Origin of the sequence: Streptomyces sp. N35, assembly GCF_016464295.1 — a bacterium.
Lineage (GTDB): Bacteria > Actinomycetota > Actinomycetes > Streptomycetales > Streptomycetaceae > Streptomyces.
This window is the reverse complement of record NZ_JAEIMH010000004.1, coordinates 69,522-85,877: the sequence shown is the minus strand read 5'-3', so window position 1 is coordinate 85,877 and position 16,356 is coordinate 69,522. Positions and strand designations below refer to the sequence as shown.

20 protein-coding genes are annotated in these 16,356 nt (G+C 71.5%); 17 read left to right on the top strand and 3 right to left on the bottom strand.

The window, feature by feature from the left end; all coding sequences use genetic code 11:
• The first annotated feature begins 13 nt into the window (after positions 1–13).
• From JAO81_RS03190 to JAO81_RS03175, 4 genes are all read left to right on the top strand, one after another.
• Positions 14–559: a GNAT family N-acetyltransferase gene (locus JAO81_RS03190; protein WP_199546180.1), complete on the top strand. Its 546-nt coding sequence runs from the start codon at positions 14–16 to the stop codon at positions 557–559.
• Between the two features lie 61 nt (positions 560–620).
• Positions 621–1,727, top strand: a complete 1,107-nt coding sequence (locus tag JAO81_RS03185) for a methyltransferase (protein ID WP_199546179.1) — start codon at positions 621–623, stop codon at positions 1,725–1,727.
• 73 nt (positions 1,728–1,800) lie between these two features.
• A complete protein-coding gene (locus tag JAO81_RS03180) occupies positions 1,801–2,703 on the top strand; it encodes an arginase family protein (protein ID WP_199546178.1) in 903 nt (300 codons plus the stop codon).
• Positions 2,704–2,829: 126 nt separating this feature from the next.
• Positions 2,830–4,803 (top strand): DUF5107 domain-containing protein, encoded by a 1,974-nt coding sequence (locus JAO81_RS03175; RefSeq protein WP_199546177.1) that lies wholly within the window; start codon positions 2,830–2,832, stop codon positions 4,801–4,803.
• A 48-nt stretch (positions 4,804–4,851) separates the two neighbouring features.
• Here JAO81_RS03175 and JAO81_RS03170 read toward each other — a convergent pair whose 3' ends face one another.
• Positions 4,852–5,208: a VOC family protein gene (locus JAO81_RS03170; RefSeq protein WP_199546176.1), complete on the bottom strand. Its 357-nt coding sequence runs from the start codon at positions 5,206–5,208 to the stop codon at positions 4,852–4,854.
• A gap of 93 nt (positions 5,209–5,301) precedes the next feature.
• Between JAO81_RS03170 and JAO81_RS03165 the strand changes: the two genes are divergently transcribed.
• Positions 5,302–5,889, top strand: coding sequence for a phage holin family protein (locus JAO81_RS03165; RefSeq protein WP_199546175.1), 588 nt, complete (start codon positions 5,302–5,304; stop codon positions 5,887–5,889).
• A 21-nt stretch (positions 5,890–5,910) separates the two neighbouring features.
• Here JAO81_RS03165 and JAO81_RS03160 read toward each other — a convergent pair whose 3' ends face one another.
• Complete coding sequence (locus JAO81_RS03160; RefSeq protein WP_199546174.1) at positions 5,911–6,438, bottom strand: hypothetical protein; 528 nt, start codon at positions 6,436–6,438, stop codon at positions 5,911–5,913.
• A 105-nt stretch (positions 6,439–6,543) separates the two neighbouring features.
• A complete protein-coding gene (locus JAO81_RS03155) occupies positions 6,544–7,629 on the bottom strand; it encodes an enolase C-terminal domain-like protein (protein WP_307813119.1) in 1,086 nt (361 codons plus the stop codon).
• A 141-nt stretch (positions 7,630–7,770) separates the two neighbouring features.
• Here JAO81_RS03155 and JAO81_RS03150 point away from each other — a divergent pair, with 141 nt between their 5' ends.
• Genes JAO81_RS03150 through JAO81_RS03095 form a run of 12 tightly spaced genes read left to right on the top strand, consistent with a single transcriptional unit; the run spans position 7,771 to position 16,345 of the window.
• Entirely contained in the window at positions 7,771–9,063 is a 1,293-nt protein-coding gene (locus JAO81_RS03150) for an NAD(P)/FAD-dependent oxidoreductase (protein WP_199546172.1), read from the top strand.
• Complete coding sequence (locus JAO81_RS03145; RefSeq protein WP_199546171.1) at positions 9,063–10,919, top strand: transketolase; 1,857 nt, start codon at positions 9,063–9,065, stop codon at positions 10,917–10,919. Before JAO81_RS03150 ends, JAO81_RS03145 begins: the two co-directional genes overlap by 1 nt.
• 52 nt (positions 10,920–10,971) lie before the next feature.
• Positions 10,972–11,382, top strand: a complete 411-nt coding sequence (locus tag JAO81_RS03140; RefSeq protein WP_199546170.1) for a gas vesicle protein — start codon at positions 10,972–10,974, stop codon at positions 11,380–11,382.
• Positions 11,383–11,427: 45 nt separating this feature from the next.
• Positions 11,428–11,862 carry a gas vesicle structural protein GvpA gene (locus JAO81_RS03135; protein WP_199546169.1) on the top strand — a complete coding sequence of 145 codons (435 nt, stop codon included), beginning with the start codon at positions 11,428–11,430 and terminating at the stop codon, positions 11,860–11,862.
• Positions 11,859–12,614 (top strand): GvpL/GvpF family gas vesicle protein, encoded by a 756-nt coding sequence (locus JAO81_RS03130; RefSeq protein ID WP_199546168.1) that lies wholly within the window; start codon positions 11,859–11,861, stop codon positions 12,612–12,614. Before JAO81_RS03135 ends, JAO81_RS03130 begins: the two co-directional genes overlap by 4 nt.
• 4 nt (positions 12,615–12,618) lie before the next feature.
• The gene (locus tag JAO81_RS03125) at positions 12,619–12,873 is read left to right on the top strand and encodes a gas vesicle protein GvpG (protein ID WP_199546167.1); all 255 of its coding nucleotides are present in this window, start codon (positions 12,619–12,621) and stop codon (positions 12,871–12,873) included.
• A 5-nt stretch (positions 12,874–12,878) separates the two neighbouring features.
• Positions 12,879–13,586: a DNA primase gene (locus JAO81_RS03120; RefSeq protein WP_307813118.1), complete on the top strand. Its 708-nt coding sequence runs from the start codon at positions 12,879–12,881 to the stop codon at positions 13,584–13,586.
• A complete protein-coding gene (locus JAO81_RS03115) occupies positions 13,579–14,736 on the top strand; it encodes an SRPBCC family protein (protein ID WP_199546165.1) in 1,158 nt (385 codons plus the stop codon). Before JAO81_RS03120 ends, JAO81_RS03115 begins: the two co-directional genes overlap by 8 nt.
• Entirely contained in the window at positions 14,733–15,104 is a 372-nt protein-coding gene (locus tag JAO81_RS03110; protein ID WP_199546164.1) for a gas vesicle protein, read from the top strand. Before JAO81_RS03115 ends, JAO81_RS03110 begins: the two co-directional genes overlap by 4 nt.
• Positions 15,097–15,879 (top strand): GvpL/GvpF family gas vesicle protein, encoded by a 783-nt coding sequence (locus JAO81_RS03105; RefSeq protein WP_199546163.1) that lies wholly within the window; start codon positions 15,097–15,099, stop codon positions 15,877–15,879. The genes JAO81_RS03110 and JAO81_RS03105 overlap by 8 nt, the downstream gene beginning before the upstream one ends.
• A complete protein-coding gene (locus tag JAO81_RS03100) occupies positions 15,876–16,073 on the top strand; it encodes a gas vesicle protein (RefSeq protein ID WP_199546162.1) in 198 nt (65 codons plus the stop codon). Before JAO81_RS03105 ends, JAO81_RS03100 begins: the two co-directional genes overlap by 4 nt.
• Entirely contained in the window at positions 16,070–16,345 is a 276-nt protein-coding gene (locus tag JAO81_RS03095; RefSeq protein WP_199546161.1) for a gas vesicle protein K, read from the top strand. The genes JAO81_RS03100 and JAO81_RS03095 overlap by 4 nt, the downstream gene beginning before the upstream one ends.
• Positions 16,346–16,356: the final 11 nt, after the last annotated feature.

Here is a 16,356-nt window from a genome sequence, read left to right as displayed (position 1 = left end):
CTAGGGTTCGGGCATGTCCCACAGCACCACCTTTCTCGCCACAGGGCCTCGCGTCGGCATACGTCACCTGACGTACGCCGACGGCGAGGCCTTCACCGCGCTCGCCCGCGCCGGCCGCGAACTGCACCACCCGTGGCTCGCGCCACCGGTCACGGCCGAGCAGTACGCGGTGTACGCGGAGCGGCTGATCGAGGACTCCTCGCGGGCCGGGTTCCTCGTCTGCGAGCGCGACAGCGGTCGGATCGCCGGGTACGTCAACATCAACAACATCGTCAAGGGCGCCTTCCTCAGCGGCGCGCTCGGCTACGGGGCCTTCGCCCACGCCGCCGGCAAGGGGCTGATGACCGAAGGCCTGCGGCTCGTCATCGCGTACGCCTTCGGGCCCGCGCTCGCCCTGCACCGCCTCGAGATCAACGTCCAGCCGCGCAACGCCGCTTCGATCGCGCTGGCCCGCCGCTGCGGATTCCGCCTCGAGGGGTTCTCGCCGGACTTCTTGTACATCGACGGGGCGTGGCGCGACCATGAGCGGTGGGCCCTCACGCGGGACATGGTCCGGTAGCGCACGCCACCGCACGCGTCGCCGGAGAGAGGGCCCGGGGGAGCTGGGGAGAGGACGCGCCATGACTGCGGACATTCCGGGCAGCGGGACCGAGGGTCCCTCCGACGACACCGGCCCGCCCGCCACCACCACGAAACCGCCCGCGACTCCGGAACACGCAGCGGACCGCCCGGCCCCGCTCCCGCCGCTCGGACTCGCCGACCTGGCCGACCTGGCCACCCCCATGGCCATCCGCGCGGCCGCGACGCTGAGGATCGGGGAGTCCCTCGACGACGGGCCGCGCACCGCACGCGAACTGGCCGCCATCGTGGGCGCCGACGCCGGCGCCCTGGAGCGGATGCTCGCCCATCTCGCCGCCAAGGGCGTCCTCGACCGCGACGCCGAGGGCCGCTACGCGCTCACCGCACTCGGCGCCCCCCTGCACTCCGCCCACCCCTCGGACCTGCACCCCTGGCTCGACATGGCCTCCCCGGTGGGCCGCGCGGACCTGTCCCTGGTGGAACTGCTGCATTCCGTACGGACCGGGCTGCCCGGGTTTCCGCTCAGGTACGGGGCGTCGTTCTGGGACGACCTCGCCACCACGCCGGAGCGCCAGGAACGTTTCGACGCCCATATGAGCCGGGACATCGGCACCGAAGGACCGGCGGTCGCGGCCGCCTACGACTGGGCCGCGCTGGGGCGCGTGCTCGATGTCGGCGGCGGCAACGGCGCGCTGCTCACCGCGCTCCTCAAGGCCCATCCCGACCTGCACGGCAGCGTGCTCGACCGGGACCGCACCGCCGAGTCGGCCCGGATACGGTTCACCGCCGAGCGGCTCAAGGGGCGGGCCGACGCGATCGAGGGCAGCTTCTTCGACAAACTCCCCACGGGATATGGCGGTTACCTGCTCTCGTCGATCCTCCACGACTGGGACGACACCTCCACCCTCGCGATCCTGCGCCGCTGCGCGGAGGCGGCGGGCAGTACGGGCCGGGTCTTCGTGATCGAGAAGATCGGCGGCGACGGGGAGCGGGTCCGTACCGAAATGGATCTGCGGATGCTGGTTTTCTTCGCGGGCAAGGAACGCACCGCGGCCCAACTGGCCGAGCTGGCGGGGGAGTCGGGCCTCAAGCTGGTCGCCGTGCACCCGGCGGGGGCACTTGCGGTGGTGGAGCTCGCCGCCGGGTGACCGGATCCGCCTGATCCCGGAAGAGCGTGGGCGTCCCCTTGAGGGGCCGTCCCCGTTGTCCGAGGATGAACCCATGCGACGCATCGTGGTCCTCGACGCCCCGTCCAACCTGGGACTTCGCCCACCGGCCCCCGGCACCGTACCCGGCGTCTACAAACTGGCCGGCGCGCTGAGGGAGCAGCGGATCGTGCAACGGCTCGGCGCGTTCGAGGGCGGTGTCGTGCTCCCGCCCCGCTACGACCGCGGCGACTGGCAGGAGGGCGACGGGGTCTTCAACGCCGCGGCCCTCGCGTCGTACACCGTCAAGCTCGCCGACCGGATCGAGCGTCATCTGCGGGCCGGGGACTTCCCCGTCGTGCTCGGCGGTGACTGCTCGATCCAGCTGGGCGCCTCGCTGGCCATGCGCCGTATCGGCCGCTACGCGCTCGCGGCGATCGACGGCTCGACCGACTTCCGGCACCCGGGCAACTCGGAGCAGGTCGGCGCGGCCGGCGGCGAGGAACTGGCGCTCGCCACCGGGCGGGGCCAGGGCGACCTGACCGATCTGGAGGGCCTGCGGCCGTATCTCAAGGACGAGGACGTACGGCTCCTCGGCATCCGCGACAACGATCCGCAGCGCGACGAACTGCGGGCGCTCAGGATTCCTCATGCGAGCGTCGGCGAGATCCGCGAGTGGGGCCCGGCGGACATCGCGGGCGCTGTACGGAAATCCCTCGAGATCACCGAACTCGATGGGTTCTGGGTGCACTTGGACGCGGACAGCCTCGACCCGGAGGTCATGCCCGCCGTCGACGCACCCGACCCCGACGGGCTCCAGCCGGACGAACTGCGCACCCTGCTCGCCACCTTGGCGGCCTCCGACCACTGCGTCGGCCTCAACATCACGATCTACGATCCGGACCTCGACCCCGACGGCTCCGCGGGCGCGCTCCTGACCGACCTCGTGGTCGAGGCGCTGATGGGCTCCGCGCCATGACGCACCGGATCGGCTCGACGTCCTGACGCGCAGGTCGCTTGTCGTCATGACGCACCGGTCGGCTTTGCGCAATCCTGACCCGAAGGTCCCCTGGTCACCTGTGCGGTCAGCGGGTTCCATGGTCAGGTGACGACGATCCGACGTGCCGAACTGAACCTGCCCGGCGCCCCCTTGGGCCTGGCGAATCCGCTGCCCGCCCTCTGCCCGCCGACCGGAGTCCACTCCGTCTCTGTCGACGAGCGGCTGCGGGAGTCGCTCCCGCTCGACATGCGGCGCCAGCTCGGCTACCGGCCGCTGCGCAGCATCCTGCCCACAGCGATAGCCGACGGCTACGACCGCACCCGCGCCGACCTCACCCTCGACACCCTGATCCTGGAGAACTCCCGGCTCGAGGTCACCGTGCTGCCGGGGCTCGGCGGCCGGATCCACTCCCTGCGCCACAAGCCCACCGGCCGTGAACTCCTCTACACCAACCCGGTGTTCCAGCCCGCGTCCTTCGCGCTCAACGGGGCGTGGTTCTCCGGCGGCATCGAGTGGAACATCGGCGCCACCGGCCACACCACCCTGTCCTGCGCCCCGGTCCACGCCGCCCGCGTGGAGGCCCCCGACGGCACCGCGATGCTGCGCCTGTGGGAGTGGGAGCGGCTGCGCGACACCCCGTTCCAGGTCGACCTCTGGCTGCCCGAGGACTCGGATTTCCTGTACGTGGGCGTCCGGATCCGCAATCCGCACGAGAAGGCCGTGCCCGTCTACTGGTGGTCCAACACCGCGGTCCCCGAGGAACGCCGGGTCCTCGCCCCCGCCGAAGAGACCTGGCACTACGGCTACGAGCGCGCCCTGCACCGCGTGCCGGTCCCGTACCTCGAGGGCTCCGACCGCACGTACCCCCTCAACAGCCCTCATCCCGCGGACTACTTCTACGACCTGCCCGAGGACGCGCGCCGCTGGATCACCGCGCTCGACGAGCACGGCCACGGACTCGTGCAGACCTTCACCGACCGCCTGCGCGGCCGCAAGCTCTTCACCTGGGGCGGCTCCGCGGGCGGCCGGCGCTGGCAGGAGTGGCTCACCGAGCCCGGCACCGCCGGCTACGCCGAGATCCAGGCCGGACTCGCCCGGACCCAGCTGGAACATCTGCGTCTCGAAGCGGAGGGCGAGTTCAGCTGGTGCGAGGCGTACGGTCCGCTGAGCGCCGACCCCGTCCGGGTGCACGGCGCGGATTGGGCAGCGGCGCGCGAGGAGGTGTCCGCGCGCCTCGAAGAGGCGCTGCCGCGGGCCGAGGTGCACAAGGCGTACGAGAAATGGCGGCGGTGCGCCGACACCGAACCGGGGGAGCGGCTCGCCACGGGCTCGGGCTGGGGAGCGCTCGAAGTCCTGCGCGCCGGACTCAAGTTGCCCGGCACCCCGTTCGACGAATCGACCCTCGACGCCGAACAGGCGCCCTGGATCGAGCTGGTTCACACCGGTTCGTATCCCGAACCGCGCCGGGTGACCCCGCCGGGACCCACCCTGGTCGCCACGCCCTGGCGGAACATGCTGGAGACCGCGCCCGCCGCGCCGCTCACCGAATACCACCTCGGTGTCGCCCAGTGGCACGCCGGGGACTTCGCCCAGGCGGTGCGCAGCTGGGAGCGCGGGCTCGAACTCGCCCCGTCCCGCTGGCCGTTGCTGCGCTGCCTCGCGGTGGCCGACCGTGAGGCGGGCCAGGTGCAGCGCGCCGCCGACCGCTATGCCGAGGCCTTCGCCGACCTGTGCGCCGAACGCCGCGAGGCCGAGGTGTGGACCGCCGCCTGCGCGGCGCTCGGCCGGGAGGCCATCGAGACCCTGATCGCCGCGGGACGCCCGGCCCAGGCGCGCGCGGTGTGGGACGGGCTGCGTCCGGCCACCCGCACTCGGGGACGGTTCCGTCTTCTGGAAGCCCGACTGCTGCTGGCCGAAGGGGACAAGGAGGGCGCCAGGGGCATCTTCGAGGAGGGATTCGAGGTCGCCGATCTGGGCGAGGGCTCAGAGCTGCTCGCCGAACTCTGGGCAGCCGTCAGCGACGACCCGGTCCCCGCGCGCTACGACTTCCGGATGCGGCCCGTAGCGGAGGACGGCTGACGGGTGTGCCGGCCGGCCCGCGGACCGGCCGGCCCCCGGAAGGGTCCGCTATCCCCGTACGGAACGCTGATCCGCGTACTCGAAAACGGTGCCGTCCGGATGGACCGCGATCAGATTGCGGCCCGCCGGGGTCGGCACCGGGCCCGCCACGACATGGGCGCCCGAGGCGGCGAGCACCTGCTGCGCCTCGTCCACGTCAGGGACCGCGATGGTCGCGGTGACCTTACGGAGCACTTCGAGCTCGGCCTCGGGGCCGCTCATCAGCAGAAAGCAGCCGACCGCGGCGACTTGTACCCCGCCCCGTTCGAAACGCAGCGCCCTGGTGCCCGCGAGCCGCTCGTAGAAGGCCACCGAGGTGTCCAGATCCTCGACGCAGATCCGCAGCGTGGTCCCCAGAATCTCCATGGCACCGAGGGTAGTTGGGGTCCGGCGGCCGGGAGATCGTTTCCGCGGAACGCACTGGAGTTAGGCGCCCGGGCACAGGGGTACCCGGCCGCCATGGAACGCACTGGACGCACATTTACGGACCCGACGGAGAAGGCCATCAGCGACACCCTCGCCCAGGTCGTCCGCGACACGGTGCGTGAGCAACTGCATGCCGAGCTCCGTGACGAACTGCGCAAGCAGACGCTCAAGCAGCGGCGCACGGCCTCGCTGTACGCGGCATCGGGCGCCGTCGCGCTGTACGCCGGCGCCGCCTGTGCGCTCGCCCTCGGCCTGGTGATCGCGATCGGTCTGCCGGACTGGGCCGCCGCCCTGATCATGGGTGTGCTCCTGGCCGGCGCGGCCTACGCGCTGCGCAACGCGGCCCGGCCGCACCCGGCCCCCAAGCCGCACGAGGGCGAGAACGAGGCCCGGGCGCAGGAGGCCGCCATGTCCGAACGGACCCGGGCGTACGAGGGAATGGCTCCCGAATCGTCCGAGGGCCGTGAGCCCCGGGCGCCCGAAACAACCCCGGCCCCCGGGTTCCCGCCGGCCACACCTCCCGCCGGCGCCCCCGTGCCGCCGGTCGGGCCCCCGCCCACCGAGCCCCCGCTGGAGCCGCGGACTCCCAACCCCGGCCCGCCGCCCGGTCAGCAGCGCTGATCACCACGTGGCGGCAGGAGGTCACCAGCCGGTCGCGGCGATGACCTCCCGGGCCACGTGAGTCACCGATCTGTTGTCGGTGGCGACCCGCACCGTCCCTGGCGCGGCGTGCTCATCGAGCCGCCGCGCCATATGGGCGCTGCGCCTGAGCTGCCGCTCGAGTTCGGAGCCGCGTTCACGCGCACGAAGGCGGGCCGCCGCCGTCTCGTCGGAGGCGGTGAGCAGCACGTGGTGCATGCGGACGTCCCGGCCCAACGCCCCCTCGAACAGCCACTGTTCACCGTCGAGGACGGCGGCCGTGTTCGTGTAGATCAGCCGCCGGCAGCCGAGCTCCGCGTAGTTCGCCCACAGCGCGGCCAGATTGCGCCCGGTGATCCCGGAGCGGTCCGGATCACCCGGCGGCGCCGGATGGATGTGGTCGAGGACATCGCCCTCGATCAGGGCGTGCGCCACCGACGCCGCCCGCAGCAGCGCCGACACCTCGTATCCGACGGATGACTTGCCGGCCCCGGAACGGCCGCCGATCAGCAGCACCTCTGCGCTCTCCATGCGGCAGAGGCTCGCACGGCGGCCACCGCATACGCCACGCGTACTGGCCCCGCACCCCGCGATGCCCCCCGCACCCCGCAATACCCGCACCCCGCGATACCCGCCCTACGCCACCCGGTACTCCTCGATCTCCTCCGCCCGCAGGTGCAGCCCGTGCCGGAGCCCGCCGTCCGGGCGCACTACGCCGCCGGTCGGATCGAGGACTCCGACGAAGAACATCGACTCGACCCGTACGTGGTCGTGGAACCACTCGATGTGCCGCAGGTTCGGCACGGACGCGGCGGCCGCCGCATGAGCGTGCGGCGCACCGTACGCGGAGATCTCCAGTCCGTGCGCCTGGGCCAGGGCGGCCGCGCGCAGCCAGGCCGTGAGACCGCCGACCCGGGTGGCGTCGGCCTGCAGACAGTCCACGAGCCCTGCCGTACAGGCGAGTTCGGCCAGGTCGTCCGCGTGCCCGCCGGCGGTGATATCGCAGACCGCGCGGTCGCGTACGAGACCGAGCCCGGCCGGACCCTCGCGCGGTACGGGCGCCTCGAACCAGCCGACCTCGAGCTCGGCGAGCGCGTGCCCGACGCGCACGGCCTGCTTGCGGGTGTACGCGCCGCCCGCGGGCACGTACAACTCCGTCCGCGGCCCGATGACTTGGCGGGCCGCGCGCACCCGGGCGAGATCCCGGAGCACGGCGCGGCCGCCGCACTCGCCGATGCGGATCTTCACCCGGGGGATGCGCTGCCCGTGCACCCAGCCGCCGAGCTGGGCGGCCAGATGCGTGTCGTGGTACGTGGTGAAGCCGCCGCTGCCGTACACCGGCACCGTGTCGTGTGCGGCGCCGAGCAGCCGCGGCAGCGGAAGTTCCAGGAGCCGCGCCTTCAGGTCCCACAGGGCGATGTCGAGGGCCGACAGAGCGCAGGCGGTGAGCCCGCCCGGCCCCGCCTCGCCCAGGGCGCCGCGCATCGCCTCGTGCACCGCCGGGATGTCCAGGGCGTCGAGGCCGGTGACGACCGGGGCGAGCAGCTCCCGTACGACATCGGCGGCGATCGCGGGCGCATAGGTCCAGCCGGTGCCGGTGGCGTCCCCGGCGCCGATCTCGACCACCACCACGGAAGTGGTGTCCCAGCTGTGGATTCCATCCGCCTCGGGGGCGTCGGTGGGCACGGTGTAGGCGCCGGCCGCCGGTGTTCGAAGGGGCACTGTGTTCTTCATCGCAAACCGGCTCTCGCGCGAGGTGGGGAGGTGCGGGCCGGGTAACCCGGGGCGCCGTACGGAAACGTTTGGCGGACCGGCCGCAGGGCACCCGGACGCTCCCCGACCGCAGCCGGAGGCTGAACCATCGTGAGCCGTACCCGCATCGTGATCGTCGGGGCCGGCTTCGCCGGATACCGGGCCGCCCGCACCCTGTCCCGGGCGGTCCGCGACCGTGCCGAAGTGGTCCTGCTCAACCCGACCGACTATTTCCTCTATCTGCCGCTGCTGCCGCAGGTCGCCTCGGGTGTCCTGGAGCCGCGCCGGGTCACCGTCTCGCTCTCGGGCACGCTGCCACGCGTACGCCATGTACTCGGCGAGGCCGTCGGCCTCGACCTCGAAGGGCGCAGCGTCTCCTACCGCGACCCCGAAGGCCGCGCCGGGACCCTCTCCTACGACCGCCTCGTGCTCGCCGTCGGCAGCGTCAACAAGCTGCTGCCCGTGCCCGGGGTGACCGAGCACGCGCACGGCTTCCGCGGGATGCCCGAGGCGCTGTACCTGCGCGACCACGTGATCCGCCAGACCGAACTGGCCGCGAACGACAGGGATCCCGCCCGCACCACGTTCGTGGTCGTCGGCGCCGGCTACACCGGGACCGAGATCGCGGCCCACGGCAAGCTGTTCACCGACTCGCTGCTGCGCCGCCACCCCGGCCTCGGCGCCCGCTGGATGCTGCTCGACCTCGCGCCGCGGGTGCTGCCGGAGCTCGACCCACGGCTGTCGAAGACCGCGCACAAGGTGCTCGGGCAGCGCGGCGTCGAGGTCCGCACCGGGACCTCCGTGAAGGAGGCCACCGCACAGGGGGTGCTCCTGGACGACGGCGAGTTCATCGACACCCGCACCCTGATGTGGTGCGTCGGCGTACGCCCCGACCCGCTGGTGGAGGCCACCGGCCGGCCCCTTGAACGCGGACGGCTCGTCGTCGACCCTTTCCTCCAGGTGCCGGGCCACCCCGACGTCTTCGCATGCGGGGACGCGGCCGCCGTACCGGACGCGACCAAACCGGGCTCGTACACCCCGATGACCGCCCAGCACGCCTGGCGGCAGGGCGCGACGGCCGGCCGCAATGTGGCCGCGTCGCTCGGGCTCGGCTCCCGCAAGCCGTACAAGCACCACGACCTGGGGTTCACCGTCGACCTCGGCGGGGTGAAGGCCGCGGCCAACCCGCTCGGTCTGCCGCTCGCCGGCCTGCCCGCCGCGGCCGTCACCCGCGGCTACCACCTCGCCGCGATGCCCGGCAACCGGGTCCGCGTCGCCGCCGACTGGATGCTCGACGCGGTGCTGCCCCGCCAGGCCGTCCAGCTGGGCCTGGTGCGCTCCTGGTCCGTGCCCCTCGACACCGCATCCCCCGAACTCGCCCGCACCACCCGAGGAGACAGCTGATGGCCACGCCGACCGACGATGAACTCACCCGCATCGCCCAGCAGTTGAGGGTGGACTCGGTGCGCGTCGCCGCCGCCGCGGGCTCGGGGCATGCCACCTCGTCGATGTCCGCCGCCGACCTGATGGCCGTGCTGCTCGGCCGCCATCTGCGCCATGACTTCGAACGGCCCGAACACCCCGGCAACGACCGGTTCATCCTGTCCAAGGGGCATGCCTCGCCGCTGCTCTACGCCTCGTACAAGGCACTCGGTCTCATCGACGACGACGAGCTGCGGACCTTCCGTACGCTCGGCAGCCGGCTCGAAGGCCATCCGACGCCACGCGCCCTGCCCTGGGTGGAGGTCGCGACCGGCTCCCTCGGCCAGGGACTGCCCATCGGCGTCGGCATGGCTCTCGCGGGCAAGCGCCTCGACCGGGTCGGCTATCGCGTGTGGGTGCTCTGCGGCGACAGTGAGCTCGCCGAAGGCTCCATCTGGGAGGCCGCCGAGCACGCCGGGTCCGAACATCTCGACAACCTCACGGCGATCGTCGACGTCAACCGGCTCGGCCAGCGCGGACCCACCCGGCACGGCCACGACCTGGACGCCTACGCCCGCCGGCTGCGGGCCTTCGGCTGGCACACCGTCGAGTGCGACGGCCATGACCTGGCCGCGATCGACCGGGCGCTCGCCGAGGCCCGCTCCACGCTCGGCCGGCCCACCGCGGTGCTCGCCCGCACGCTGAAGGGCAAGGGCGTGGCCGACGCCGAGGACCGCGAGGGACTGCACGGCAAACCGCTCAAGCACCCCGAGGAGGCCATCGCGGAACTCGGCGGTGTGACCGATCTGCGGCTCGAGGTCCAACAGCCGCCCGCCGCCCGGGTGTTGCATGCCGTGCCGAGCGGCCATCTCGAACTTCCGCGCTACGAGAAGGGCGAGGAGATCGCCACGCGCAGCGCCTACGGACAGGCACTGACCGCACTGGGTTCCGCCCGGGGCGACGTGGTGGCGCTCGACGCGGAGGTGAGCGACTCCACCAAGACCGAGCAGTTCGCCAAGGAGCATCCGGAGCGGTTCTTCGAGTGCTACATCGCCGAACAGCAGATGGTGGCCGCCGCCGTCGGACTCGCGGCCCGCGGATTCACCCCGTACGCCTCGTCGTTCGCCGCCTTCCTCACGCGCGCCCACGACTTCGTGCGGATGGCGGCGGTCAGCGGCTCCGACATCAAGCTGGCCGGCTCGCACGCGGGTGTGTCCATCGGGCAGGACGGGCCCTCGCAGATGGGTCTCGAAGACCTCGCGATGTTCCGCTCCGTGCACGGCTCCACCGTGCTCTACCCCTGTGACGCCAACCAGACCGCCCAGCTCGTCGCCGCGCTCGCCGAACGCCCCGGCATCGGCTATCTGCGCACGACCCGGGGGGAGACCCCGGTCCTGTACGGGCCGGACGAGACCTTCCCCATCGGCGGCTCCAAGGTGCTGCGCTCCTCGGACGCGGACCGGGTCACGATCGTCGCGGCCGGAGTGACCGTACGCGAAGCGCTCGCCGCCGCCGATCAGTTGGCGGAGGTCGGCATCGCCTGCCGGGTGATCGATCTCTACTCGGTCAAGCCGGTGGACACCGCCACGCTCCGCGAGGCGGCCGAGCGGACCGGCTGTCTGCTGACCGTCGAGGACCACCGGCCCGAGGGCGGCCTGGGCGACGCGGTGTCCGAAGCGTTCGCCGACGGCGCACCGGTGCCGCGCCTGGTCCGGCTCGCCGTCCGTGGGCTGCCGGGTTCCGCGACACCCGGTGAACAGCTGCGGTCCGCCGGTATCGACGAGGCCGCGATCGCCGCGGCCGTACGGCTGCTCGTGGAGAACGCGGTGGTGAGCTGAGGCGTAGGGGTTTGGCCAAGGGTGTCCGGGTCACTCGAAGCGGGAGGTTGTGATGACCGAAACCGAAAAGACGGAAGACAGCAGGACCGATAACAGCAGGACCCAGAACAGCAAGACCGAGACCGGCAGGAGTGAAGCCGGCAGGACCCGTAAGGAAAACCGATCCGGCTCCGGGGCCGACTCGAACGGCGCCCCGCAGGCGCCGCGGCCCATGGTCGTACTGCGCGAGGCCATGCTTCAGCTGGCCGAGCTCACCGGGATGGAGGCCGAGAGCGCATCGGCCTTCGAACGCACCGAGGACGGCTGGCACCTGGAGGTAGAGGTGCTCGAACTCACCCGCGTCCCCGACACCATGAGCCTGCTCGCCAGCTACGCCGTCGAGCTCGACCCACAGGGCGAGCTCACGGGCTATCGCCGTATCCGCCGCTACGAACGCGGCCGTGCGGACGCCCAGCGGCGCTGAACCCGGGTCAGTCCCACCGATACCGACGAGGAGGAGCGGTCCGTCATGACCGTTGTCCCTGCACAGCAAAGCGGCGGTTCAGGAGGCACGAGTGGCCTGTACGACGTACTGGAACTCGTGCTCGACCGCGGCCTCGTGATCGATGCGTTCGTGCGTGTCTCCCTGGTGGGCATCGAGATCCTGAAGATCGACATCAGGGTCGTCGTTGCCAGTGTCGACACGTATCTGCGCTTCGCCGAGGCCTGTAACCGCCTCGACCTCGAAGCCGGCCCCCGCAAGAGCCCGGGCCTGCCCGATCTCGTCGGCGAGATCACCGAATCCGGTGCCCGCGGCAAGAGCAAGGGCGCGCTCAGCGGGGCGGCGGAGACCATCTCCGACGCGTTCCGCCAGGCACGCGAGGAAGGCAAGGAGAGCCAGGAGGCACCGCGGCGCACCACCAAGCGGACCACTCCCCGCAAGCGGCAGGAGGAAGCGGAGTGACCACGTATATCTATGGAATCGTGCGGCGTTCGCACCCGAACCCGCCTACCGGCATGAGCGGCATCGGCGATCCCGCACGCCCCGTGCGGATCGTCACCGGCGGCGAGCTCTCGGCGATGGTCAGCGACGCCCCGGAGAATCTGCGGCCCAAGCGCAATGATCTGCTCGCCCACCAGAACGTCCTGAGCGAGGCAGGCGCGGCCGGCCCCGTGCTGCCGATGCGCTTCGGCTCGACCGCCCCCGACGACAAGACGGTGGCCGCGGTGCTCGAAGAGCGTGCGGAGCACTACACCGAACGGCTCGAGGCTCTCGAAGGCAAAGTCGAGTACAACGTGAAGGCCTCGCACGACGAAGAGGCTGTACTGCACCGCGTGATGGGCGAGAACCCCGAGATTCGCACCCTCACCGAGGCCAACCGGCAAGCGGCGGGCGGCACGTACGAACAGCGCCTGAGGCTCGGCGAGATGGTCGTCCAGGCCGTACAGGCACGCGAAGCGGCCGATGCGGTGGAGATACAGCAGGAGCTCGAAGGCGCGGCCGCCGCCGTGAGCGTCGGACCGGAGAGCTCCGGATGGCTGGCCAATATCTCCTTCCTGGTGGCCCGGGACGAGACCGAGGAGTTCCTCGCCTCGGTCGACAAGCTCCGGGGCGACCATCCGCACCTGGACCTCAGGGTCAACGGACCGCTGCCGCCTTACAGCTTCGTCGAACCCGGTCCGGCCCCGCACGCGGCACAGACGGCCGGGCACTGACCTCATGGGTCTGACAGGTCTGGTGAAAGAGCTCGTACTGCTGCCGCTCGCCCCGGTCCGCGGTTCCTTCTGGGTGATGGAACAGGTCGTGGACGACGCCGAGCGGCAGTACTACGACCCCGGGGTGATCCGCGCCGAACTCGGTCGCCTGGAAGAGCAGTTGGAGGCGGGCGAGATCGACGCGGACACCTTCGACCGGCTGGAGGACGACCTCCTCGACAGGCTTCAGCACGCGACGGAACGGACGAATCAACAATGAATCGCATGGCGCTCGGCCTCGCCGTTGGAGCGGGATACCTGCTGGGACGCACCAAGAAGATGAAGCTGGCGTTCGCCGTCGGCACCCTCGTGGCCGGCAAGAAGCTTCCGCTCTCGCCGCGGGCGCTCGCCGATCTCGTCCAGCAACAGCTGCTGAACAACCCGCAGTTCAAGGAGATCGGCGACCAGCTGCGCGAGGACATGCGCGGAGTCGGCAAGGCAGCCACGGGCGCGGTGCTCGAACGGGGCCTCGACGGGATCTCGGACCGCCTGCACGACCGGACGCTCGGGGTGCAGGACAGGTTGTCCGGAGTGATCCCCGGGCGCGTGGAGCGCGACGAGCCGGAGCGTGAGCAGGAATACGACGACGAGGAGTACGAGGAGTACGAGGAGGAGAGGCCCGCGCCCAAGAAGCAGGCCCGCAAGACCTCCGGGTCGCGCTCCTCCGCCGAGGGTGGGAAATCGGGGACGGCGCGGGACTCGGGGACGGCACGCGGCTCCCGTGGCGGCGAGACCTCCCGTACGCGGAAGAAGGCGCCGGCCAAGAAGGCCGCGTCGTCCGCGAAGTCCGGCGCAGGGACCACCACGGGCGCCGCGAAGAAGACCACGGGCGCCGCGAAGAAGACCACGGGTACCGCGAAGAAGACCACGGGCGCCGCGAAGACCGCCGCCCGCCGCACCGCCCGCGCGAAGGGAGGCCGTAACGATGGCTGATGCGAAGGACAATCCGCTGTCCGGTCTGGCCAAGAGCGAGGCGGCCGACCGGCTGAAGGCCGAAGCGCAGGCCTTCATGCTGGCCCAGCTCGAACGCGCGCTGGTGGGTGTCGGGCACAAACTCGGCTCCGCCACCGGCAAGTTGAACGACATCGCCGAGGGCAGGAGCCCCGGCTTCGCCCAGCTCGCCCTCCAGGGCGGCCGCAAGATAGCCGAGGGCAAGGGCCCCGTGCGCAGCGCCGTGGAACTCACCGGCAGCCATCTCAAGGAGCGCGTGATGGGCGCGGTCAAGGGGCTCGGCGGCAAGCGCAAGAAGGGCGGCGCGGGCCAGAAGCCGACCGTCATCCTCGAGTACGTCGATGTGGGCGTCCCGGTCCGTGAGGCTTACGACCAGTGGACGCAGTACCAGGAGTTCTCGACGTTCGCGAAGGGTGTCAAGGGGGCGACCGTCGCCGACGACACCACGTCCGACTGGAAGCTCAAGGTCTTCTGGTCCAACCGGAGCTGGAAGGCGCACACCACCGAACAGGTCCCCGACCAGCGGATCACCTGGACCTCCGAGGGTGCCAAGGGCTCGACCAAGGGCGTGGTGACCTTCCACTCCCTCGCCGAGAACCTCACCCGGGTGCTGCTGATCATCGAGTACTACCCGAAGGGCCTGTTCGAGAAGACCGGCAACATCTGGCGCGCCCAGGGGCGCCGGGCCCGGCTCGACCTCAAGCACTTCGCCCGCCATATCTCGCTGCGCGGCGAGGCGAGCGACGGCTGGCGCGGGGAGATCCAGGACGGCGAGGTGGTCGTCTCGCACGAGGACGCCGTCGCCGAGGAGGAGCGCGCGCGTGAGGAGGAGGAACAGGGGTACTCCGACGACGAGCAGGGCCGCTCCGAGGACGAGGAGCAGGGCCGCTCCGAGGCCGCGGAGCAGGACCGCTCCGAGGCCGCGGAGCTGGAGGAGGGCAAGGGCGAACAGGACGAGTACGGCGAAGAGTACGAGGACGAGGACGCAGTCGAGGGCGAGTACGAAGGCGAGCCCGAGGGTGAGTTCGAAGGCGAAGAGCGCGACGAAGAGGACGACGAGATGGCCTACGAAGAGGGCGAGGAGCAGGACGCGGACCGCCGCGACGAGTACGCCGAAACCGGGCGCCGATGACCACCGCGAGCAGGTTTCCCGAGCCTTACGGGCAAAGCGGCGGCAGCGCGAACCTCGCCGACATCCTGGAGCGCGTGCTCGACAAGGGCGTGGTGATCGCGGGCGACATCCGCATCAACCTGCTCGACATCGAGCTGCTCACGATCAAACTCCGGCTGATCGTCGCCTCCGTCGACAAGGCGCGGGAGATGGGCATCGACTGGTGGGAGGACGACCCGTCGCTGTCCTCCGGCGCGCGGCGCCGCGCGATCGACCGTGAGCGCTCCGAACTCGCCCGCGAGAACGAACAGTTGCAGGCCCGCATCGCCGAACTCGAGACGGGTGCGGGGCAGGGCCGGCGCGCAAGGGAAGAGGTCCCTGATGAATGAGCTCCGCTATGTGTACGCGGTGTGCCGGCCCTTCGAGGCCGCCCTGCAGGCGGACCTCGTGGGCGTGGGCGGCGCACCGCTCAAGCAGCTGGCGCACGGCGATCTCGTCGCCGTGCTCAGCCGGGTCCCGGAGGCGGACTTCGGCTACGAGCCGCTGCGCGCCCATCTGGAGGACCTCGACTGGCTCTCCGGGACCGCCCGCGCCCACCAGGCGGTCATCGCCGCCCTGGCCACGGTCACGTGTCCGCTGCCGCTGAGGCTCGGGACCGTCTTCCGTGACGACAGCGGCGTGCGGACGATGCTGGAGGACGAGGGCGATCAGCTGCGGGAGCTGCTCGCGCGGATCGACGGCTGTGTGGAATGGGGCGTCAAGGTGTACGCCGAGCCGCAGGCCGAACGGACGCCGTCCGAACCGGCGGCGGCGGGCCAGGCCGCCAGCGGCCGGGACTATCTGCGGATGCGCCGCTCCCGTCAGCAGGGCGCGGACCGGCTGTGGGAGCGCGCCGAGTCCTTCGCGCAGGAGCTGCACAGTGACCTGGCCGCCCGCGCGGCGGCGACCCGGCTGCACCGTCCGCAGAACCCGGAGCTGTCGCGTGCGAGCGGGCGGAACATTCTCAACGGGGCGTATCTGGTGGGGCGTTCGCAGTCCGAGGAGTTCGTGGAGTGCGTCGAGGGCACCAAGGACCAGGAAGCCGGACTGCGCGTCGAACTCACCGGCCCCTGGGCCGCTTACTCGTTCAGCAATCCCAACGGAGACGAAGAGGAGGCCTGGTGACCGTCATCGAGCGCCGTGAGATAGCCCTGGTCGACCTGCTCGACCGGCTGCTCGCCGGCGGAGTGGTCGTCGCGGGCGACCTCACGCTGCGGATCGCGGATGTCGATCTCGTACGGATCGATCTGCGCGCCCTGATCAGCTCGGTGAGCGCCCAGGTGCCCTCGCCCTTCGAGGTACTGGAGGCGCGGCGATGAGCCGGCGGATGGATCTGGACCCCGACACGGTCGAGCGCGACCTGGTCAAACTGGTGCTCACGGTTGTCGAGTTGCTCCGCCAGCTCATGGAGCGCCAGGCGGTGCGCCGTTTCGACACCGGCGAGCTGAGCGAGGAGCAGGAGGAGCGGATCGGCCTCACGCTGATGCTCCTCGAGGACCGGATGGCGCAGCTGCGGGACCGCTACGGGCTGCGGCCCGAGGACCTCAATCTCGACCTCGGGCCGCTGGGGCCGCTGATGCCGCGCGAGTGAGGCGCGGGGGC